The sequence below is a fragment of the Gemmata palustris genome (assembly GCF_017939745.1).
Lineage (GTDB): Bacteria > Planctomycetota > Planctomycetia > Gemmatales > Gemmataceae > Gemmata > Gemmata palustris.
Genome location: NZ_JAGKQQ010000001.1, coordinates 1,849,486 through 1,871,070 on the forward strand (window position 1 = coordinate 1,849,486; position 21,585 = coordinate 1,871,070).

Genomic DNA, 21,585 nt, shown 5'->3' on the forward strand with positions numbered 1-21,585 from the left:
TTCACCGCAAGTTTAGCAGACGTGAGCGGGCCACTCCATCGCATCACTTCGCACGGCGGTAGAAGCGGTTGGCGATGAAACCTTCGGCGACCTGCGCCGCGAGGACCGCGATCAGGAGCCACGGGAACAGGTCCACCGGCTGGCCCAACGTGACGCTGAGCAAGTCCGCCAGGGTCACGTTCCGCGTCACTGGGATCACGCGCCCCGCGCCCACCAAGTCTTCCACCGCTTCGAGCGGCACCTTGTCCAAATTGCTCTCGTCCGGCGGCACGTTCAGGCTGAACCCGTCCCTCCAAATCTCGCGCTCGTCCTTGGTGACGGAGAGCGCGAAGTTGCCCGCGTTGTTCGTCTTCGGCGAGACGAGTCGGATGTCCGTCTGCTTGTCGCCCGGGCGGATGATCGCGTCGTTCCCCTCCACGCGCGGGCCTTCCAAGACGACTACACTCTCGCGGGTCAGTTTGCCGCGCGGCAACGGAACGGTCACCGTGGCGCCCGTCGGGTAGTTGAAGTTCGCGTCGGCCGTGTCCCCCGCGAGGTAGCGCACGAGCAAATTGGGAAACGCGACGAACCAACTCGATCCCTCCTGTGCCCAGTAGTCGCTCCAATCGTCTTTGTCGTTGGTCACGTCCATCCGCGTGGTGAGGAGCACCACCTTGCCCCTCGGCTTACCTTCCTTGTCGAGAACCGGGCGCTCCAGGATCGCCGGGTGCCGCGCTTCGGGCTTCTCCGCGTCGTTATAATACGCCACCACGGTCGCGTTCGGGTCGCGCGTCACGTCCCAGAATTTCCACGCCGTGCGCGGGTTCGCGATCACGTCCACGCGGTCGCTCTTTTGCTGCCGCCAGTCCTCGATCGGCTTCAGCAGCGGGTGCTTCAGAGCCTTCTCGTCGAGTACCAACGTCACCCCGTTCTTGCCCTCGCGCGGCTCGTCCCAACTCGATGCCTTTTGGAGCGGTGGCGCGGGGGTCAGCTTCTTCGTTTCGATCACCTTCCCGAACGTACCCGGCATCAGGTCGCTCGCGCCCACGTTGTAATCGGTGAGGTTCATCCACCCGTCGCGCCCGGGGACGACGATGAGCTTTCCGCCGGTCTGGAGGTACGGCCGCAGTTTGTCCCAGAGGGCGCTGCCCGCGGGCTGGTTCGGATCGCGCACCGCGAGCAGGCACACCGCCTCGAACGATCGGAGGTCGTCCACCGTGGGCGGGTCGTTCGGCTTCTTCGGGTCCGCTTCGTACTGCACAACCGCTTGCCCGCCGTCACCGATCTTGATCTGGTCCGGGGTGACCACCAGGCAACTGAACTCTTCCTGCACGAGGTGCGCGACCTGCCAGAACACCGCGGCCTTCTTGTCGTCCGTGATGGTCAGGATGCGCCGCGCGGCCCCCACCTTGAACGTGAGGAACCGCTTGTTGTCGATCATCAAATTGTCGGGCGCCTTGAGCGCGAACTCCCACTGGTTCAGCCCCGCTTTGAGGTCGCGGAACTCGAACGGGACCGTCCGCGTTTGGCCGTTGGGGATCGTCACCACTTTACTGACCGAAGTGTCCGCTCTGGTGCCCCCGGCAACGGGCCGCGCGACGACCGTGGCTTCGACGCTCTCGCCGGCCGCCCCGACCGCGCCCACTGTAACGAGCACGTGAGCGGTGTTGTTCTCCGCGATCACCTGCGGTTTCATGTCAACCGAGAGAATGGACACGTTCGTGGGCTGGTCCGCGCCGAAATCGAAGACGACGTGAATGGCCTTCGGGTCGGGGACGGTCTCCCGGAGCTTCTTCAGGTCTTCGGTGCGGTTCGCGTCCCACGACGCGGCCGTGCGGTCGGTGAACACCGCGACCAGCTTCTGGAGCGGGTCCGGGGACTCGGTTTCCTGTTCCACCTTCGCCAGAAGCTGGTACGCGGTCGCGATCGCGGAACTCACCGACTGGTTCCCGCCGCGCGGCTCCTTGATCTCTTCGAGGCGCCGACGGGCCGCGGCCACGTCGGGCAGCCAGGCCGCGTTGAGGTCGCTCGTCTCGAGTATCACCACGGGCGACTTATCGGGCAGTTCGCTGAGGAGTTCGAGCGCGCGCAACCGGGCCTCTTCGAGCCGCGACTTGTCGTTCGCCACGTAGCCCATGCTCGGGCTGGTGTCGATGATGATGACCGTCGCGACCGGCTGCTCGCCGCGGATGTTGAGCTGGTCGCTCTTGAACGTGGGCTGGTAGAGCGTGAGGCAGAACAGCGCGATAATGAGCATTCGCAGCGCGAGCAGGATGAAGTGCCGCAGCCGCAACTTGCGCTGGTTGGTCTTGAGCTTCTGTTTGAGGAACCGGAACGCCGGGAACGGGAGCCGTTTGGGCTCCTGCTTCATAATGAGGTGCAGCAGAATGGGCAGTCCGACGAGGGCCGCGCCGGCGAGCAGAATGGCGTTCATGGTGACATTGTAAGTGCCCGTACCCGCCGCGTGTTGGCGCGATTCCGACTTCACCCGGCCGAATTCACCGAAACTCTACCACGCGAAGATTTCCACCCGCGCCACCGGCCCCGCCCGGCCGTCGCACACGCTCGTGCGGAGCTGCGTTGAGGGGCAGATTCGTACCCCGAAACCGTTGGGGAAAAGCTACCAACTAGTATACAATTTATCACATTGGACCGCGTAGAACGGTACACCTCCATTAACAGGTTGGAGGAATACGTGATAGGAGCCCGAAATCGCGGGACCGGCTAAGATGGGATGATGAGCCAATTGATGCGAATGCCGTTACTCGATGTGCCCGCAGAAGCCGCCCACCGAGTTGCGCTCCTGCGCGACGTGCCCGCGGGCGAACTGTTGGTCCACGAAATTTACATAAGTGTCCAGGGCGAATCGACTTTCGCCGGGTTGCCGTGTGTGTTCGTGCGCGCGTCGGTGTGCGACAGCCGGTGCCGCTGGTGCGACACCCCGCACGCCTTCAACCAGGGCACGCGGATGTCGCGCGGGGACGTGCTGGCGAAGGCGCTCAGCTTCGATTGCCCGCTCGTGGAGATCACCGGCGGTGAACCGCTGCTGCAAGCCGACGTGTTCGCGCTGATGACCGAGTTGTGTGATGCGGGGAAGACTGTGCTGCTCGAAACGAGTGGCTCGCACTCGGTCGCGGACGTCGACCCGCGGGTTCACGTCATCATGGACCTCAAGTGCCCCGATAGCGGCGAGAGCCACCGGAACCGGTGGGCGAACCTCGATGTGCTGAAGCCCACGGACCAGATCAAGTTCGTGATCGCGTCGCGCGCGGACTGGGATTGGGCCGCGAACGCGGTCCGCGCGCACAAACTGGACGAGCGCTTCACCTGTCTCGTGAGTTGCGTCTTCACGAGCGTTCAACCGGTGGAACTGGTCGACTGGTTGCTCGAATCCGGCCTCCACCGCGTGCGGATGCAGTTGCAGATGCACAAGTACATCTGGGAGCCGACCACGCGCGGGGTCTGATCCCGAAAATTCGCATTCGCTGCCAACGATTACCCCGCGTGGTCGTTCCACCGGGTGAGATGGCCGGATGACCCAATCACCACCGGGGAACGCCCATGTCGTCTGTTCCCGTTCCCGCGCGGAGCCTGCGCAGCGTGGCGACGGTTCCAGCCCGCGCCGCGCAATGAGCATGTCTCTCATTTGGGCGGCGAGAAGAAATGACGGGTAAGAGCACAGGGCTCCCGCCCTGTGCTCTTCATACCAACCGACTCACTTCTGAAGTTTCCGCGTATCGACCGGTTGGCCGTCGTCCGGCATGATGACTTTCTTCATTTCGTCCGCGTCGAAGTCCTTTTTGACACGGAAAACGGACCCGTCACCGAGTAGGACGTGGAACTCGCCGTCGAACAATCCGCCGAGTTTGGGTAGAGGCTGTTTGGCACCGAAGGGAAGGTCCGCGGGTTGCGACCAGAGCACCGGGTCGCCCGCCTCGACCACCAGTGCGGTGTTGGACGTGCCGTCGGGAATCGTGCTGAGCTTGTAGCTGCCCTTCTCGTTGAAGAGCGTGTCCTTCCCGACGAACCGCTGGTAGAACGTCTCGCCGGCCTTTGCTTTCCCGCGCACGGGGGCATAAATCTTCGGCATCTTGGCGACGAGTTTCTTGTTGTGCGCGCTGTCCCACGGCTCGTCTAGTTTGAACTCCTTGTACAGTTTGTCCTCGTCCAAATACGGCAGGAGCGCGACGCGCCAGCTCAAAATCACCCGGCCGTCCTTGTCCGTAATGTCGTCGGCCAACTGGAGCTCGTGTGCATCGCTGTAGCCGTGGAACGCGAGCCCGATTTGTTTGAGGTTCCGGAGCACCGTTTCGAGTTCCTTCTTCGTCGGCTCGTCCGCCACCGGCGCGGACAGCCCCACAGCGCTCACGAGGAGCGCCAACATCAGAACGCACGTTTTTGCGGGCATCGTGAACCCCCGAGAGCGAGTCGGATTACAACTTCCCCTTGAAGAAGACGGCGCCCAACGGAGGCAGATTCAGCGCCACGGAATATTTTTGGCCGTGAATCGGCTGGAACTCGGCGTACACGCCGCCCGCGTTGCCGACGTTGCTCCCGCCGTAAACGCCCGCGTCGGTGTTCATCACCTCGGTCCACGCACCGGGGCCGGGTACGCCGACGCGGTAGCCCGGGCGCGGGATGGGCGTGAAGTTGTACACGATGAGGATGACGTCCTCACCTTTACCCTTCCGCACGCAGCAGATGACGCTGTTCGCGGCGTCGGTGCAGTCGATCCACTCGAACCCGCCGGGCTGGTTGTCCAGTTCGTGCAGCGCGGGCTCGGCCGCGTAGAGCTTGTTCAGGTCGCGCACCACGTCCTGCACGCCCTTGTGCGGGCCGTACTTCAGGAGGTGCCAGTCGATGCTCTGGTCGTGCCGCCACTCCTGGCGCTGCGCGATCTCGTCGCCCATGAAAATGAGCTTCTTCCCGGTCATGCCCCACTGGTACGCGAAGAGCAGCCGCATGCTCGCGAACTTCTGCCACTCGTCGCCGGCCATCTTGTCCCACAGCGGCCCCTTGCCCTGCACCACCTCGTCGTGCGAGAGCGGCATCACGAAGCTCTCGTTGTAGGCGTAGAGCATGCGGAACGTGAGGTCGTTCTGGTGGTGCTTCCGGTGGATCGGGTCCATCATGAAATATTTGAGCGTGTCGTGCATCCAGCCCATGTCCCACTTGTAGCCGAAGCCCAAGCCGCCGACGTAAGTGGGGCGCGACACCATCGGCCACGCGGTCGATTCCTCCGCGAAGGTCTGCACGTCCGGGAAGTGGCGGTACACTTCCTCGTTGAAGCGGCGCAGGAAGTTGACCGCGTCGATGTTCTCGCGGCCGCCGTACTGGTTCGGCACCCACTCGCCCGCCTTGCGCGAGTAATCCAGGTACAGCATGGACGCGACCGCGTCGACGCGCAGCCCGTCGATGTGGTACTTGTCCAGCCAGAACATCGCGGACGAGAGCAGGAAGCTCCGCACCTCGTGGCGGCTGTAGTTGAAGACGTAGCTGCCCCAATCCGGGTGGAACCCCTGTTTGGCGTCCGCGTGCTCGAAGAGTGCGGTCCCGTCGAACCGCGACAGGGCCCAGGCGTCCGTCGCGAAGTGGCTCGGCACCCAGTCGAGGATCACCGCGACGCCGTACTGGTGCAGGGTGTCCACGAGGAACATCAGGTCTTGCGGCGTCCCGTAGCGGCTGGTCGCGGCGAAGTACCCGGTCGTCTGGTAGCCCCACGACGCGAAGAACGGGTGCTCCGTGATCGGCAGCAGCTCGACGTGCGTGAACCCCATGTCCCGGCAGTACGCGGCGAGCTTCGGGGCCACGTCGCGGTAGTTCAGCGAGTGGTACGGCGGGTCGGCCTCGCGCATCCACGAGCCGAGGTGAACTTCGTAAATGCTCACCGGCTTGTCGTGCCCGCCCTTCGCCTTCCGGGTCGCCATCCAGTCGGCGTCGTTCCACTTGTAGCCGAGATCCCAGGTCACCGCGGCCGACTTCGGCGGGATCTCGCACGTGAACGCGAACGGGTCGGTCTTCTCGGCGATGAACCCGCCGGGCGCGGCGACGTGGTACTTGTAACAGGTGCCCGCCTTCACGCCCGGAATGAAGGCGCCCCACACGCCCGACGAGCCGATGGCGCGCATTGGGTGCTTGCCCCGGTCCCACTCGTTGAAGTCGCCGACCACGCTGATGTAATCCGCGTTCGGCGCCCACACCGCGAAGTGGTACCCGCTCACGCCGTCGACGGTCGCGGGGTGCGAACCGAGCTTGTCGTGGAGCCGGAGGTGGCTGCCCTCGTTAAAGAGGTACATGTCCTGCGGACCGAACCAGCCGTACTCGCCGGGAGCAGAAGGGTTGGGCACAGAGGGCGCGGGGTCCGAGCCGAACGGCAGGAACTTGGACGTTTCGCCGGCGTGACTCATTGATGACCCTAGCACGATGAGAGTGTGTGGAGATAAGGAAGAAGTACCGGATTCGCGGCCCGCCCGCCAGACGCACGAGCGCGCTTACGGGTAAGAAGTGCAAACAAGTGCAACGATTGTGCCGCGAGCCTCCTTTCCTGGCAACCGCCCCACAAGATGGGGAAGTGAACCCCGCCCACAAGGGCGGTGGGTAAATACCACAAAGCCGTTTTGTAGTTGCGCAACTCCACCAGCGAGTGTTAACGAGCGGGTGGGCACTCCGATTGGCCCATTTCCACACTAAACCGGGCAGTTGATTGCGTGTCTGCCCCGTTGCGCCCCACACCCACCGCCCTTGTGGGCGGGCTTCACCTACACCCCAACACCCGCACCGTGGACCAACTGCTCCCACACGTCCTCCAGTACCGCGGGCGCGTTGCCCGGTATCGGGAGCGTGGAGTAGGCCATCCGCGTGTAGAGGTTGGTGAGCCGCGCGAGCGCCTCCGCGCGATCGGGAACCGCTTCTCCCACTCGGCGCGCGAACTCCAGCGCGGTTTCGGTCGGCTCGCACCCGACGTCGCGGTCCCACGCCCAGGCATCAAACGCTTCAAACGTGTACGCGATCAGTTCCGCCGGGTCGCGCCCGTCCGCGGTCCCATCGGCGAACGGGTTCGAGTACGCGCTGAAGGGCGGCGGGCGCACCGGCGCCAGCGGCTTCGCGTCCACTCCGGCGCTCCTGCGGACGGTGTCGACCTTCTTGCCGAACAGATTCGCCCACCACGCGCGGATGCCTTCGAGCCAGCGCCGTGCCCAATCGGTGAACGGCGCGAGGTACTTCAGCACGCCGAAGAACAGACCGAAAATAACGGCGAGGATAATCAGCGCGAACACGAGCCACTTCACGCCCTTCGCGACTTGAGCTAGCACGCCGCCGAGCTGCGAATCGGGCGGCGAGTCACGGGTCTGGTTGCGGTCCCCGCCATCGTCCTTCGCGTCGTCGGCTTCGCGATCCGGGCCGCCCCCGCGACTGTCGTCCTGGTCCTTTGGGGCTTCGGACTCGTTCCCCGATCCCTTTCCTTTGCCCTTTTCGTTCCCGCCGGACTGGTCCCCCTTCTTCCCGCTTCCGCCCTTGCCGTCTTGCCCCTTCCCACCCGAACCCTTCTCGCCCTTACTTCCGCCGCCGGGGTTGCCGCCCTTCCCGCTCGCGGACCCGTTGCCGGCTTTGGTCTTGTTCCCGCCGCGGCCGTCCCCCTCGCCGGCCGAATCGCCGAGTTGGGCGTACTTTGAAGCATCTCGTTTGGCCTTCCCCGCGCGCTCGATGCCGAACCAGGGCACCTCGGAGTGCGGTCTGGGGAGGAACGCCCCGAGTACCAAGAACGCCACAATGAGTATTCCGCCCAGGCCGAGCCAGCTCGCGGTCATCGCGCCGGGCACTTTTGCTTTGCGCTGCCGCAAATAGCGCCGTACTCCCAACAGACTCGTCGTAACGAGTAGTCCGAGTGCGCTCGCGATATACACGGTCATCTGAACGAGCGTCGCCCACCGGCGCTTGTCGTCGTTGGGATCGACGAGCGACTGCCCCAGCGCGAATAACGGCAGCGCGGCGAGCGCGAAGTACAGCACCCACACGCCGGGGGTGTGACCGGTTTTTCGCTGCGTGTCGCGGTGCGCCTTGTACTTCTCGATCCAGTCCCACAAGCGCGAATCGTGCTGCGCTTTCTTTTTCTTCCCGCGCCGCTTGCGTTCCGGCTTGGGCTTCGGTTGAGAATTCCCCCCGTCCTCGCGGTCGGGGTTCACCTTCTCGTCGTCCGCATCGAGGCCCGCAGCCGAGAGCAACCCGCGCCCGCTCGCTTCCGCCTTCTCATCGATGTGGGTGCAGTCCCAGGTGAGTTTGTGCGCGCTCCACCAGACGAGAACGAGCAGCCCGAGGTTGACGAGCCAGCCCCAGGATTTGAGCCACCCACCGGGGTACTCGACGTAAGAGAGCAGCGCCAGGTACGTGACGATCGCGAGAGCGATGCCATAAATTTTGGCGCGCCCGGCGTCGTGCTGGATGGCAATGCGCGCGACGAGCACCGCGGCGAACACGAAGAAAAACATCGTGTACAGGAGCCGGTCCGAGTACCGCCCCTCGTACAGCACCTCGATGAGGAAGAACACGAGGCTGCCGACCATGAGCATGACGAGCGCCGGGCTGAGCGCGGTCACGACGTAGTCGGCAACGGACGGCGATTCGCGTTCGGAGGCCATACGGGTTTTCTATGAGTTGACCGCGGCGCGCGCCCGCGTGTACCGCGGTCAATCCATGACGCTTCTCGCGCCCCACGGTTTCGCGCGCGGCGCACCGAAGGTTACTCTCACCCGGCTACGCGCCCACACTTCTGCGGCTAGAAAAACAACGGCAGTGTCCCCAAAGGGCTTGAAACTGCTTCGCTCGGGTTGATCCCGGCCCCCGCGTCGGGCAAGATATATGCACTCCCGCCCGCCTTCCCGCCCGCTCATCGAGCCACGAGCCCGCCACATGCGCATTTCGATCCTCACCGTTCTCGCTTTGTTGTCTCCCAGCGCAGTGGTTCGCGCAGCCGAGCCGGTAGACAACGATTACTTCGAGAAGAAGGTGCGGCCGATCCTGGTCGCGAACTGCGTGAGTTGCCACGACGCGAAGAAGCAGAAGGGCGGGTTACGGCTCGACGCGAAGGCCGAGTTCGCGAAGGGCGGCGAGAGCGGCCCCGCGGTCAAGCCCGGTGACCCGGCCAAGAGCCAACTCGTCGCCGCCGTCGGCTACGCGGGCGAAGTCAAGATGCCCCCCAAGGGCAAGCTCTCGGACGCCGACATTGCCGTGCTCACGGAATGGGTGAGGGGCGGCGCGCCGTGGCCCAACGACGGCGCGGGTTCGGCCGGCACGAGCGCGAAGTTCGATTTGCACGCGCGGGCAAAGGCGCACTGGTCGTTCGCCACGATCAAGCGCCCGCAACCGCCACAAATCACAAATCACAAATCACAAATCACAAATGAAATTGATCGGTTCCTGCTCGCACAGCTCGACAAAGCCGACTTAACGTTCGCTCCGCCGGCCGAAAAACGCACGCTGTTGCGCCGAATATACTTCGACCTGACCGGGCTCCCCCCCACGCCCGCGGAAATCGATGCGTTCCTGAAAGACGAATCGCCGAGTGCTTACGAGAAGGTCGTCGAAAAGCTGCTCGCGTCGCCCCAGTACGGCGAGCGCTGGGGCCGACACTGGCTCGACCTCGTGCGGTACGCAGAAACGCAGGGCCACGAGTTCGACTTTGAAATCCCGGATGCGTGGCGCTACCGCGACTACGTGATTCGCGCGCTCAACGCGGACGTGCCGTTCGACCAGTTCCTCACCGAGCAGATCGCGGGCGACCTCCTCCCCCCGCGGCGCGCGCCGGACGGCACGAACGATGCGCTCGCCGCGACCGGGTTTTGGTGGCTCGGCGAGGCGAAGCACTCACCGGTCGATTCGCGCGCCGAGTTCGCCGACCGCATCGATAACCAAATTGATGTGTTCGGCAAGGCGGTGCTCGGCCTCACGATCAGTTGCGCCCGGTGCCACGATCACAAGTTCGACCCGATCGCGACCAAAGACTACTACGCCCTGTTCGGCGTGCTAAGTAGCTCGCGCTACAACCGCGCCGATGTGAGCGACCCCGCCCCGACGATAAAATTGCTCGACGAAATGAAGACCGCCCGCGCAGAACTGGACCGCGTTCTGGGGCTCGCAAAGCCGGGAGCGGATGCCCCTCGTTCCCCTCAAGGAACGACCTGGCGCGAGAAGGCCGTCGAGTTCGAGCGCTTCGGTGGTGACTGGCAGAAGCGCTGGTTCACCGACGGGTTGGCGTTCCGCCCCGAAGCCGGCGACGGGTTCCCCCACAGCGGGCAGGAGTCGCGCAAACTCGTGGGCGCGCTCCGCTCACCGACGTTCGCCATCGACAAGCCGTACCTCGCGGTTCGCGTGGCCGGGCGCAGCGCGCGGGCGCGGCTCGTGCTCAACGGTCTGCAACTCATCCAAGACCCGATCTACGGCGGGCTCGCCCAGTCGATCAACCACGGCGAAGAGCTCCGCTGGATGGTGTTCGACTTGCGCATGTGGAAGGGCCAGCCCGCGTACCTGGAGTTGCTCGACGACGGGCCGGGTTGGGTCGCGATCGCGGAAGCGTGGTTCGCGGACGCCCCGCCCCCGAGCGAACCGGGAGCCAAGGTGCGGTCCCCCGAACTGCCTGCTGACCCCAACGCGGACAAACTCATTGCCCGCGTGCGCGAGATCGAGGCCAAAATCCCCGATCCCCGGCGCGCCCCCGCGATGGCCGACGGCAACGGCATCAACGAACACGTGTTCATCCGCGGGAGCCACAAGAACCTCGGCACCGAGGCACCGCGGGCCACCCTCGAAGCGTTCGGCAGATCCGCGTTCGCCACCACCGGCAGCGGGCGCCTCGAACTCGCGCGCACCGTCACCGATCCGTCGAACCCGCTCGTCGCGCGCGTGATCGTGAACCGGCTCTGGAAGCACCACTTCGGCGAGGGGCTCGTTCGCAGCCCCGACGATTTCGGCCTCCAGGGGCAACGCCCCACGCACCCGGAACTGCTCGACTGGTTGGCGACCGAACTGGTCACGAAGAAGTGGAGCCTGAAGTCGATGCACCGGCTGATGGTGCTCTCCACCGCGTACCGGCAATCGAGCCGCGCGACACCGGAACAGACCGTGAAAGCGGTCACCGCCGACCCACAGAACAAGTTGCTCCACCGGCAGAACGTGAAACGCCTCGAAGCCGAAGCGATCCGCGACAGCATCCTCGCGGTCAGCGGACGACTCGACCTCAAGATGGGGGGCCAGGGCGCGCCACCGAGCCTCACCGACCACCAGGTCGGGCGCGGGCGCCCGGCGTCCGGGCCGCTCGACGGCGACGGCCGGCGCAGCGTCTACCTGCAAGTGCGCCGAAACTTCATCAACCCGATGTTCACCGCGTTCGACTACCCCACGCCGTTCACCGCGATCGGCCGGCGCACCGTGTCCAACGTGCCGGCCCAGGCGCTTGTGATGCTGAACAACCCGTTCGTGCTCCAACAAGCGGAACTGTGGGCGAAACGCGCGCTCGCGGCACCGGGCCAGAAACCCGAGGACCGCGTGCGCCAGATGTACGCGACCGCGTTCGGGCGCGAGCCCACGAACGACGAACGAACCAGTGCGGTCGCGTTCGTGGCAGAACAGGCCGCGGAGTACGGCAAACCCGACCACCCGAAGGCGTGGGCCGACCTCGCCCACGTCCTGCTCAACGCGAAGGAGTTCATCTTCGTGGAGTGAGGTGATGAACAATGCAGCCGCGGATCACACAGATCACGCGGATCAGGCAGAAACGGAGATAGATCCGCGGCGGAAGATGGTTACCGGTCTTCGCCCCGGAGCGGCCGGTGTTCGTAGCACAGGGCTCCCGCCCTGTGCGCTCCTGTTTTGATCCGCGTGATCGGCGTTGATCCGCGGCTCTTTTTTGCCTTCCGCGTTGTCGTGCCTCTGCGTTCGCAACTTGAGCGTTTATTTGAAGGATTTTCGTCGTCCCGACCGGGTCCGGTCGTAACGGTGCCAATAACACCCTAAACCACCTAGTTTCCGCCGTTTGCCTTTGACGTATTTTTACCCCAACTCTACCATCGTGAACACGGGGACCGTCTCCACCGTCGCCGCCCGTTCCGAATGTAGAGGTTGCAACTCATGTACAGCATCGTGATGCTCACCGCGATGTCGGCCGGTGCCGACGTCACCCCGCCCGCGAAACCCGCCGCGGTTGTCCCCCTTGCCACCGGGTGCTGTGGCGCCGTGTCGGTCGGGTGCTACGGGTCGTGCTACGGCTCCTCCTGTCACGGGTCGTGCCACGGCGGTTCGTTCGCGGGGGTGCGCTCCAGCGGGTTCCTCGGGCACCGCACCTCGTGTACCGGGTATTCGTGCTTCGGCTCGTGCAACGGGTACGCGCACTACGCTTCCTGCTACGGTTCGTGCCGCGGGTGCTCGGGCGCGTTCCAATACGGATCGAGTTGGGGGCCGCCGATCGGGATGCCGCCGTACACGCTCCACGGGTACAACTCCGGCGCCTCGCCGGTGTGGGGGCCGGGTTACCCGACGACCAACCTGACCGACCCGCACGCGGTCTACGGCACCATCACCAACCCGAACGCCCCGGCGAACCCGAACCGCCCGCCGGTGATGACGGTCCCGGTCGCCCCGGCGCCCAAGCCGGGCTCGGACGGCCAGCCGATGGGCGCGAACCTGAAGTTCACCCTCCCGGCCGACGCCAAGCTCTTCGTGGACGGCAAGCCGGCCGCCGGCGCCGGCCCGGAGCGCCACTTCTACACCCCGCCGCTCGCGGTCGGACAGAAGTTCTTCTACGAGGTGAAGGCCGAGATCATGGTGGACGGTAAGCTCGTGGTCGAAGAGAAGAAGATCATCGTCGAGGCCGGAGCGAACCTGACCGAAACGTTCCCGAAACTCGTCGCCGCGGCCGGCACGAACGGCACCGTCGCCGGTAAGTAAGCAGAAGGCTGAATTAAAGGCGGATTGGCCACAAAAACGCACAAAGGACACAAAAGAAAACCAGAGGGTCAGAGGACCGAGATCAGAGAACAGAAATTCGATCTTCTGCCGCTCTGTTTCTCGGTCCTTTGCTCTCGGTTTTCTTTTGTGTCCTTTGTGCGTTTTTGTGGCCAATCCGCCTTTAATTCTGATCCGCGGCGCAATTTCGTACTCGCCTGTCCCTACTCGTCGTACTTGAGCAGGAATTTCGGGTTGATCGCCTTGAAACTGAGGCGCCCGAGGTAGTCGTCGTCCACCTCGCGCAGCGGGCGCAGCACGATTCCTTCGCGCTGGGCCTTGGCGTTCAGAACGCTCGTGCCCTCGGACAGCGCGACGAGTTCGTCCACGCCGTGGCCCAGCACGAGCGTGCCGAGCTGCGGGACAGCTTCCAGCCCCATTTCGGCGACGGCGGCGAGCGCGTCCGCGTGGTCGAGGAACCGATACGCGCTCACGTCGAACACGTTAAATACGCGGAGCCCGACCTCCTTCAGTGCGTACTTGTTCTGCTGCACTCCGGGACCGATCACCTCGCCCTGAACTGCGACCTCGAACCCGCGTGCGGCGCCGATCGCGCGCAGGCGCTCTTCGAGGTTCAGGCGCTTCGCCACCCCGACGAGCGCGCTCATCGGGTCGGTCGTATCGAGGAGCATGTTCCGGCTGCACACGCCGAACTCGCCCTCCCGGATGAATGCGGTAAACGAGGTGCCGTCCAGCTTCTCCGTGAGGCAGAACTCCACGCCCTGGTACCGCGCGAGGACTTTTTCGAGCACCTGCACGCGGGTCTCGTCCGTCTTCGGCAAGAAGCCGGGGAAGCTCCCGCGCGCCCGACCGCTGGCGCCGGTCTGGGGCGGTTCCCACTTGGACACGCCCAGGGCCTCGGTCACGTCCGCGTCTTCGGTGGCGGGCGCGCCGGCGGGCAGAATGTCGAGCGGGAAACAAATGCCCTGCGACACCTGACCGCGGAGCTTGATCGTCTTGATGCGGAACCCGCTCGGGAGCACGACCGCGCCGGCCGCGTCCGTTCGCGCGGGCTTGAAGCAGTTGGGGCGCAGGAACTCGAAGTCCGCCGTTTCCGGCAGCAGGGAGTCGATTTCGCAGTACACCACTCGATCCCCGGGCTTAAATTCGCCCTTCTTGACGACGACCCACCAACCGAGAACGCGGATCTTCTCGATCGCGTCGGCGTTGGGGATCGGTTCGGCGGCGTTCACCGTCTGAATGCTGGCAAGTTTGCGCATGATAGCTCCCGGTCCGGCCCCGAGTTCGTACCGGGAAGGATAGTCGCGCCCCTGACTTGGTTCGTGCGGTTCCGTGCGGTTGTGCGCCCGGGAGTGCCTCATTCGCCCGCTTTGAATTCTTCATAAACGTACAGGCGGCAAAGGCCGGTCTCGGAACAAACAATCACTCGCCGTTCTGGTCGGTGACGACTTTATCCAGGGTGATGCCGAGTTCCCGGAGCTTGGTTCGCAGAGTGGTGCGATTGATGCCGAGTAGGTCGCTCGCTTGCATCTGGTGCCCGTGCGTGTGCCGCAGCGCACGAGCGATCAGTTCGCGCTCCACGAGCGCGATCACCCGCTTGTGAACGTCCTTTCCGCCTTCTTGAAGCATCGATTCAATCGTTGCCGCCAAATCGAACGAGAGCGGCGCATCGGGAGCGAGGGGAGCGGCCGGCGCAAGGGGTGCGTCGGCCAACCCCGGCAAGTCCGTGGGCAGGAGCGTTCGGCCCGCGGTCTGGTAAACGGCCGCCTGGATGCTGTTCTGCAACTCGCGGACGTTCCCCGGCCAATCGTAACGTTGGAGCAAATCAAGGGCTTCTGGCGCGAACCCGCGCAAGTCGCGGTTGGCTTCGCGCGCGTAGCGGAAGAGGAAATAGTGCGCCAGCTCGGGAATATCGGCCCTCCGTTCACGCAGCGCCGGGACGTGGATCGTGACCACCTTCAGCCGGTAATAGAGATCGTTACGGAACCGCCCGTTGGCGATGAGCTGCTCGAGGTGCTGGTTGGTCGCGGCGAGCACGCGGACGTGCGTCGCGATGGGTTGGCTCCCCCCGAGGCGCTCGAAGGTCTGGTCCTGGAGCACGCGGAGCATCTTGGCTTGCGCGGCGAGCGGCATGTCGCCGATCTCGTCGAGCAGGAGCGTCCCGTCCCCGCACTGCTCGAATTTGCCGATGCGCTTGCGGTCGGCCCCGGTAAACGCGCCCTGTTCGTGCCCGAACAATTCGCTCTCGACGAGCGCGTCCGGGATCGCGGCGCAGTTGAGCGCCATGAACGGGCGGGACGCACGCCGGCTGTGCGAGTAGATCGCACGGGCGACCAGTTCCTTGCCGGTTCCGCTCTCCCCCAGAATCAGCACGTTCACGTCCTGCGGGGCGATTCGCCCGATCTGCTTGCACATCTCCTGCATGAGCGGCGACCGCCCGATGATCCGATCGCCGCCCGGGTCGTCCGGGAGCGCGGCCGGCTCGCGCATGAGCCGGGCGGCCTCGAACGCGCGCCCGAGCACGCCGCTCATCTGCTCCAGGTCGAGCGGCTTGAGCAGGTAATCGAACGCGCCGTGCTTCATCGCCTCAATGGTCGTCTCGGTGGTCCCGTGCGCGGTGATGAAGATCACCGGGCGCTTCGGGTCCGCGGTCCGGATGCGCTCGAACAGATCGAGCCCGGACCCGTCCGGGAGCTGCAAATCCAGCACGATCACGTCCGGGCGCTCCTGCTCGACCCGGCGCCACCCCTCGGTGACCGTCCCGGCCGTCAGAATTTCCACATCGGGCGCGGCGAACACCCGCCGGAACGAGTGACAGATGATCGGCTCGTCGTCAACGACCAGGAGCTTCGGCATGGAGGTCTCCCGCGGCGGGTAGAGTCAGGGTGAAACACGCCCCGCCGCTGATTCGGTTGGCGGCGGTCAGCGTTCCGCCGTGATCGCGCGCGACGCGCTGGGCAATGGTCAGCCCCAAACCGGTGCCGGTCGGCTTGGTGGTCGCGAACGGGGTGAAGAGCTTGTCGGCGATCCGCGGGTCGATTCCCGTTCCGGTATCGGCGACTTCTACGGTCAGGGCGCCGTTCGGCGCCGTACTGGTGCGAACCTGCACCTCGCCGCCGGGCGGGGTGGCGTCGATCGCGTTGAGGAGCAGGTTCGTGAGGAGCGATAGGAACTGGTCGCGGTCCACGGACGCCACGGCCGCGGCGGGCGCGGGAGCCACGCGCAGGGCGACCGGTTTCGCCTCGGCGCGCCCGCGTGCGACCCCGGCGGCTTCGGCGACCAGTTCGCGGAGGTCGTACCGGTGCCGGTCGAGTACCGGGGTTCGGGCGAAGTCCAAAAGCCCCTGCACGGTTCGCTCGATGCGAACGACCTCCTGGCGGATCAGTCGGAGGTCTTCGTTCGTCAGTGGAATCGTTTGAGCCGGGCGGAGTGCTCCTTCGACCAGGAACTTGATTCCCGTGAGCGGGTTGCGGACCTCGTGCGCGATCCCCGCGGCGAGTTGACCGACCGCGGCAAGTTGCTCGGCCCGGAGCAGCCCGCGCTCTTGCTCCTGGAGCCGCTGACAGACCTCCTTGACGCGCCCGACCACGTAGTCGAGTTGTGCGTCGAGGTCCCCAATGGAGCGCGCGGCGTCCACCGTCAGCGCACCCACTTCCTGGTCCAGTTCGGCTTGGACGGCCCGGACGCGGACCGAGAGGTGCGCGGCCCGGCGCGTCAACCCGCGCGCGGTCGCGTACCCGCTCAGGAGCCCGCCGAGCGCCCCCGCCAGTCCCAGAACGATCAGCACGCGCCCGGCCCAGGTCGTCTGCGCTTCGCTCCGGGTTAACCCGGCTTCCATGCGGGCGCGCTGGCGATCGGACAGCTCGCGGACCGGCTGCAACAGTTCCCGCATCGGGTGCGCATCGGACCAGCGAATGAGGTCGGGCACGGTGCGCGCGGGGAGCGGCAACCCGTCGGGCCCGAGCCGGTGCTTGTATTCGGCGTAGTCGCGCTCGATGAGTGCGAGCAACTCTTCGTCGTCCGCGATGAGGTTGCGCCGGATGCTGTCGAACGCCGCCTCCACTTGAGCGGTATCGGCCCGCACCAGCTCGGCGCGCGCGGCGGTCGGTTCGGCGGCGAAAATGACCGAGTGGAACCGGAGGTGCCGCAACTGGACCTGGAGCTCGTCGGCCGCGTCCATTTTGGACGCATCGTGCCGGACCGCGCGCGCGAGATCGCCCTGGAGCCGGTTGATGTACCACGTACTGGCCAGGCACGCGGCCGCGACCAGCCCGCCGAGGGTGACGAGCGGCCACGAGTACCGCGCGAACAGGAACTGCTTCACGTCCGGCCCCCCGCTGTTGGAACCGTGCCAGTTGGCGCCGGTCCCATCAGGGATTCTACCGGACCGCCGCACGCGATGCCGCGCGACCCGCGCTCCGCGGCGGGTTACTTGGGATTTGCTGAGTTGGTGAGTTATTGCGAGCGACGCGGCGCGAGCCCGCACCGGCCGTTCACCAAAACGCCACGGCCCGCCAAACATTGGCGGGCCGTGGCGCGTTGCTTCGTCACTCAATCACGAGGCGTTGTAGCCGATCAGGTCCCAGCCCTTGCGGTACGTGCGGCGAATGAGCGGGGCCGCTTCCTTGATGTCGGCCTGGCACTTCTCGCCGTCGAAGTTGAACGCCTTGCCGGTGCGGATCGCCACGTTGCCGAGCAAGAACGCAGCGGTCAGCAGGCCGGCGTAGTCGAAGTTCGAGAGGGCCAGTTCCGGCTTGCCGGCCTTGATCGCCTCGACCCACTCGTTCTTCTGGCCCTGGTCGCCCTTATCGTTCGAGGGCATCGTTTCGGGCTTGGTGTTGCTGCCGGTCTTCTCGCCGGTGCTGAAGAACACGTTCGCGCCGTAGTCGTCCGGCGAGTACGCGAAGCCCTTCGTGCCGACGATGATGGAACCGCTGTCCACCAGTTTGCCCTTCGAGAGCGCGGTCGCCTGTTCGACGAGCTTGTCCGAAGGGAGCACTTTCTTGCCGTCCCTCTTGCCCTCGTACCAGTGCAGCGTGACGGGCACCAGGCCCTCGCGCTTCGGGAACTCGATGGCCGCCTGGGCGAAACTGGGGCACGTGAGCGGGTTCACGTCGCCGGCCTCGGCCGACACCTTCGTCGGGTGCCCGAGCTTCAGCCCCATGAACGCCATGTTCGCGGTGTGGCAGGCCATGTCGCCGATGGCCCCGGTGCCGTAGTCCCAGAACCCGCGCCACGCGAACGGGTGGATGCCCGCGGCGTAGGGGCGGTCCGGCGCGACGCCGAGGAACTCGTCCCAGTGAATGCCCTTCGGAACGGCGCCTTCCTTCGGCGGCTTCTGGTCCGTTACGCCGGGCGCCTGCGGCCAGATCGGGCGGTTCGTCCACACGTGGACCTCGGCCACGTCGCCGAGCACGCCCTTCTGCAGCAGCTCGGCCGCGCGGCGCAGCCCGTTCGCCGCCGTGCCCTGGTTGCCCATCTGCGTGCAGACCTTGTTCTTCTTCGCCTCGGCCCGCATCAGGTGGGCTTCGTACACGTCGTGCGTGAGCGGCTTCTGGCAGTACACGTGCTTCCCGGCCCGCATCGCGAGGATGCTGACGACCGCGTGGTTGTGGTCCGGCGTGGACACGGTGAAGGCGTCGATGTTCTTGAGCAGCGCGGTGTCGTCGAACAGCTTGCGGAAGTCCGTGAAGGTCTTCGCCGCGGCCCACTTCTTCGCCTTCGGCGCCAGCTTGCTCTCGTCCACGTCGCACAGGGCGACCACGTCCATCAGCTTCGCGGCCTGCTCGATGTCACTGTCCCCCTTCCCGCCGACGCCGACGCCGGCGACGCGGAGCTTCTCGTTCGCGCGGTACACGCGGGCGGAGGACACCGCCGGCGCGAGGTGGAAGTAGCCGAGCGCGGCAGCGGACGCGGCGAGCGCCTGGCGCCGGGTGATCCGACGGGTCGTCATGTGAGGGTCTCCAACCAACCGTTTTGGGAAGCGAGCGTGGGAGAAGCTGTGGAGCAAGTGCCCCGTGGGTGGCTTCGGAGAATGAGTCTAAGCCCGGCCGCGGCAGGGGGCAACGAGAAAGGTATCAGAACGAAATCGCCCACTGCGCCGGTCGTGCCGGCTGAAGCGCCCGCGCACGAATCACCGACGGTAACGGGACTTTGCGCCGAGATTTCGGGTTCTCCGGGCCGCCGCTATCCGGGTTGTGGGTTAAGTTTGCGGCGTGCGGCGGTTGGGCGGGAGCTTGCCTTGACGGGTTCTCAGGACCGGCTATAATTCGCCAAGCATCAACGGATTGATGCACCGACCTTTATGGCTCAGAGGAGCCACGGCACCACTCGAGATTCCCCACCCCCAATACGGCGCGACTCAGGCACACTCGCTCTTGCCCGTTCCGTTCCCGGCCTCCCCCGGTAGTACCCCCGGGTACTCCGAACCGAGGACAGGTAACACACGAGAACTGCAAGACACAATGCCGGTTCGCCAAGCTCCACCAGCACGGGGTTCCAGGGTCCGCTCGACGTCCGCCAAGGCCGACCGACCGCTTTCAGTGAAAAAGTCAAAATGACAAGTGGCGAATGGATGACGGATCGTTCTCCATTTTGAACTTCTCATTTTCAACTTTGCACGTTGAAAGGTGTCCCGTGCCGTCCGACCAGGTGGAGCTTACCAAACAGGTCAAAGCCGCTAGCGACATCGTCGCCGTGGTCGGTTCGTACATCAACATCATCCCGGCCGGCAAGATCTTCAAAGCCGTCTGCCCCTTCCACGCCGACACCCGCCCGTCCCTCGACATCGATCCCCAGCGCCAGCGGTACAAGTGCTGGGCGTGCGAGGCCCACGGGGACGTCTTCGCCTTCACGATGTTTCAGGAGAAGGTCGGGTTCAAGGAAGCGCGGGCTATACTCGCGGCGAAGGCCGGAATCAAGCTCGACGAGCAACAATCGCCGCAGGACCACCACCGCACCAAGTTGCTCGAAGTGATGCGCTGGGCGCAGTCCAAGTACGCCTACCAGTATTTGGAGGCCGACGAGGGTGCGGCCGCCCGCAAGTACATAGGCGAGCGCAAGCTCGCCGGCAAAACCGTCCGCGACTTCGGGATCGGGTTCGCGCCGATTACCGGGGACTGGCTCGCGAAGCTCGCGCTGGCCGAGCGCGTGCCCATTGATACGCTCGTTGAGGTGGGGCTGATCGCCCCCCGCGACGGGAGCCGCGGGCACTACGACCGGTTCCGCGACCGGGTGATGTTCCCGATCAAGGACGTGCGCGGACAGGTGGTCGGGTTCGGCGGCCGGATCATGCCGAACAACCCCTTAGCCGCCCGCGGACCGAAGTACTACAACTCCGCTGAAACCCCCCTCTTCCACAAGAGTGAATTGCTGTACGGGCTGGACCTCGCGCGCCACGCCAACGCGGGCTACATCGCGGTGGTCGAGGGCTACACCGACGTGATGATGGCGCACCAGTGCGGCGTCCCGCAAGTGGTCGCCACGATGGGCACCGCGCTGAACCCCAAGCACGTCGCCCAGCTCCGGCGCTACGCCCCGAAGGTCGTTCTCCTGTACGATGCGGACGCGGGCGGGTACACCGGCGTCGACCGCGCGCTGGAAATGTTCGTCTCGCAGGACGTGGAACTCGCGGTCGCGACGCTCCCCGAGGGGCTCGACCCGTGCGACTTACTGGTGCGCCCCAACGGAATCGACGCCTTTAAAGAGGTACTGACATCGGCGGCGGACGCGCTCGATTTTAAACTGAACAAGCTTTTGGAGCGCGACCCGGTACCCTCAATTGAAACGAAGCGGCGCATCACGGACGACATCCTCGGCATCATGGCGTCCGCCCCCCCGATCCCCGGGGCCGCGGCCCAGATGAAACGGGAACTGATTATCACCCGGCTCTCGCACCGGCTCGGCTCGAAGCAAGAAACACTGTGGGCGCGGTTCGGAGAACTGCGCAAGGCCCACGAGCAGAAAGAGCGCGAAACCGAACAGAAAGAGCGCGAACAGAGGGGCCGCGAGGGGCGCCCGACACCCACGGTGCGGCCGGACGCGATCCTCCCGACGAACGAGCGCCCCCGGGGCGGGTCAAAAGCCGGTCCCGCGGCCGCGGCCGAGAGGCAACTGGTCGAACTGCTGCTCGCCGACTCGACACTGGTACCGGCAGCCGCGGCACGATTGGCCCCGGAGGAGATCACGCACAGCGGCCTGCGCCGGCTCCTCACCGAGCTGTTCGCGGCGCAATCGGCCGGTATGGTGCCCGATCTGGAAGCGCTCCGCGAGCGCCTCAACGACCGGCCCGACCTGTTCGACGCGGCCCAAACGCTCCAGTTCGTCGGCCAGCAGATGCAGGACCGCGAACAGTGGTTGACCCGACTGCTGAAGCGGTTCAACGAGATGAAGGCCGAAGAGGAAGCGAAGAAAGCCAAGGAACTGATGTCCGGCGCGAGTGACGAGGAGACGATCGAACTGCTCCGCCGCATCCAGAAAACGCAACCACCAAAGCGCCCGAAAAACGGAAACAACGGAAGCCCCGAAGACGACCCGGGCCAGCAGGCGACCCCCGCGGCGTAACCGCCCGGGGCCGCCGACACGAGCCACCCAAGTTTCGCACCACGAGTTTCAGAACCACCCGCCGCAGCAGCCATTGACGGCTCGACGCGG

General features: G+C 65.4%; 12 protein-coding genes. 4 read left to right on the top strand and 8 right to left on the bottom strand.

The features are described from left to right. Nucleotides 1-43 precede the first annotated feature (43 nt). Nucleotides 44-2,413 (bottom strand): BatA domain-containing protein, encoded by a 2,370-nt coding sequence (locus tag J8F10_RS07445; RefSeq protein WP_210653209.1) that lies wholly within the window; start codon nt 2,411-2,413, stop codon nt 44-46. 315 nt (nt 2,414-2,728) lie between these two features. On the opposite strand from J8F10_RS07445, the gene J8F10_RS07450 reads away from it, so the two are divergent. Beyond that, complete coding sequence (locus J8F10_RS07450; protein ID WP_246523024.1) at nt 2,729-3,445, top strand: 7-carboxy-7-deazaguanine synthase QueE; 717 nt, start codon at nt 2,729-2,731, stop codon at nt 3,443-3,445. Nucleotides 3,446-3,694: 249 nt separating this feature from the next. On the opposite strand, the gene J8F10_RS07455 is transcribed toward J8F10_RS07450, so the two are convergent. The 3 genes from J8F10_RS07455 to J8F10_RS07465 form a co-directional block, all read right to left on the bottom strand. Further along, nucleotides 3,695-4,387, bottom strand: coding sequence for a DUF1559 family PulG-like putative transporter (locus J8F10_RS07455; protein WP_210653210.1), 693 nt, complete (start codon nt 4,385-4,387; stop codon nt 3,695-3,697). A gap of 25 nt (nt 4,388-4,412) precedes the next feature. Further along, on the bottom strand, nt 4,413-6,386 hold the full coding sequence (gene glgB, locus J8F10_RS07460; RefSeq protein ID WP_210653211.1) for a 1,4-alpha-glucan branching protein GlgB: 1,974 nt from the start codon (nt 6,384-6,386) through the stop codon (nt 4,413-4,415). A gap of 351 nt (nt 6,387-6,737) precedes the next feature. Continuing rightward, nucleotides 6,738-8,615, bottom strand: a complete 1,878-nt coding sequence (locus tag J8F10_RS07465) for a DUF4129 domain-containing protein (RefSeq protein WP_210653212.1) — start codon at nt 8,613-8,615, stop codon at nt 6,738-6,740. 271 nt (nt 8,616-8,886) lie between these two features. Here J8F10_RS07465 and J8F10_RS07470 point away from each other — a divergent pair, with 271 nt between their 5' ends. Together J8F10_RS07470 and J8F10_RS07475 are read left to right on the top strand one after the other, a co-directional pair. Beyond that, entirely contained in the window at nt 8,887-11,694 is a 2,808-nt protein-coding gene (locus J8F10_RS07470) for a PSD1 and planctomycete cytochrome C domain-containing protein (protein ID WP_210653213.1), read from the top strand. Nucleotides 11,695-12,099: 405 nt separating this feature from the next. Beyond that, a complete protein-coding gene (locus tag J8F10_RS07475; RefSeq protein WP_210653214.1) occupies nt 12,100-12,915 on the top strand; it encodes a TIGR03000 domain-containing protein in 816 nt (271 codons plus the stop codon). Between the two features lie 221 nt (nt 12,916-13,136). Here J8F10_RS07475 and J8F10_RS07480 read toward each other — a convergent pair whose 3' ends face one another. The 4 genes from J8F10_RS07480 to J8F10_RS07495 form a co-directional block, all read right to left on the bottom strand. Then, the gene (locus J8F10_RS07480) at nt 13,137-14,192 is read right to left on the bottom strand and encodes an RNA ligase (ATP) (protein ID WP_210653215.1); all 1,056 of its coding nucleotides are present in this window, start codon (nt 14,190-14,192) and stop codon (nt 13,137-13,139) included. 163 nt (nt 14,193-14,355) lie between these two features. Further along, nucleotides 14,356-15,789, bottom strand: coding sequence for a sigma-54-dependent transcriptional regulator (locus J8F10_RS07485; RefSeq protein WP_210653216.1), 1,434 nt, complete (start codon nt 15,787-15,789; stop codon nt 14,356-14,358). Further along, on the bottom strand, nt 15,767-17,257 hold the full coding sequence (locus J8F10_RS07490) for a sensor histidine kinase (RefSeq protein WP_210653217.1): 1,491 nt from the start codon (nt 17,255-17,257) through the stop codon (nt 15,767-15,769). Before J8F10_RS07490 ends, J8F10_RS07485 begins: the two co-directional genes overlap by 23 nt. A 231-nt stretch (nt 17,258-17,488) precedes the next feature. Then, nucleotides 17,489-18,886 (bottom strand): Gfo/Idh/MocA family protein, encoded by a 1,398-nt coding sequence (locus tag J8F10_RS07495; protein WP_210653218.1) that lies wholly within the window; start codon nt 18,884-18,886, stop codon nt 17,489-17,491. A 683-nt stretch (nt 18,887-19,569) separates the two neighbouring features. Between J8F10_RS07495 and dnaG the strand changes: the two genes are divergently transcribed. Continuing rightward, on the top strand, nt 19,570-21,495 hold the full coding sequence (dnaG, locus tag J8F10_RS07500) for a DNA primase (protein ID WP_210653219.1): 1,926 nt from the start codon (nt 19,570-19,572) through the stop codon (nt 21,493-21,495). Nucleotides 21,496-21,585: the final 90 nt, after the last annotated feature.

Bases quoted from the DNA above. Each gene is read 5' to 3' on its own strand.
- J8F10_RS07480 (WP_210653215.1), bottom strand. From the start codon at position 14,192: ATGCGCAAACTTGCCAGCATTCAGACGGTGAACGCCGCCGAACCGATC.
- J8F10_RS07475 (WP_210653214.1), top strand. From the start codon at position 12,100: ATGTACAGCATCGTGATGCTCACCGCGATGTCGGCCGGTGCCGACGTC.
- J8F10_RS07445 (WP_210653209.1), bottom strand. From the start codon at position 2,413: ATGAACGCCATTCTGCTCGCCGGCGCGGCCCTCGTCGGACTGCCCATT.
- J8F10_RS07485 (WP_210653216.1), bottom strand. From the start codon at position 15,789: ATGCCGAAGCTCCTGGTCGTTGACGACGAGCCGATCATCTGTCACTCG.
- J8F10_RS07470 (WP_210653213.1), top strand. From the start codon at position 8,887: ATGCGCATTTCGATCCTCACCGTTCTCGCTTTGTTGTCTCCCAGCGCA.
- J8F10_RS07495 (WP_210653218.1), bottom strand. From the start codon at position 18,886: ATGACGACCCGTCGGATCACCCGGCGCCAGGCGCTCGCCGCGTCCGCT.
- J8F10_RS07465 (WP_210653212.1), bottom strand. From the start codon at position 8,615: ATGGCCTCCGAACGCGAATCGCCGTCCGTTGCCGACTACGTCGTGACC.
- J8F10_RS07455 (WP_210653210.1), bottom strand. From the start codon at position 4,387: ATGCCCGCAAAAACGTGCGTTCTGATGTTGGCGCTCCTCGTGAGCGCT.
- glgB (WP_210653211.1), bottom strand. From the start codon at position 6,386: ATGAGTCACGCCGGCGAAACGTCCAAGTTCCTGCCGTTCGGCTCGGAC.
- J8F10_RS07450 (WP_246523024.1), top strand. From the start codon at position 2,729: ATGCGAATGCCGTTACTCGATGTGCCCGCAGAAGCCGCCCACCGAGTT.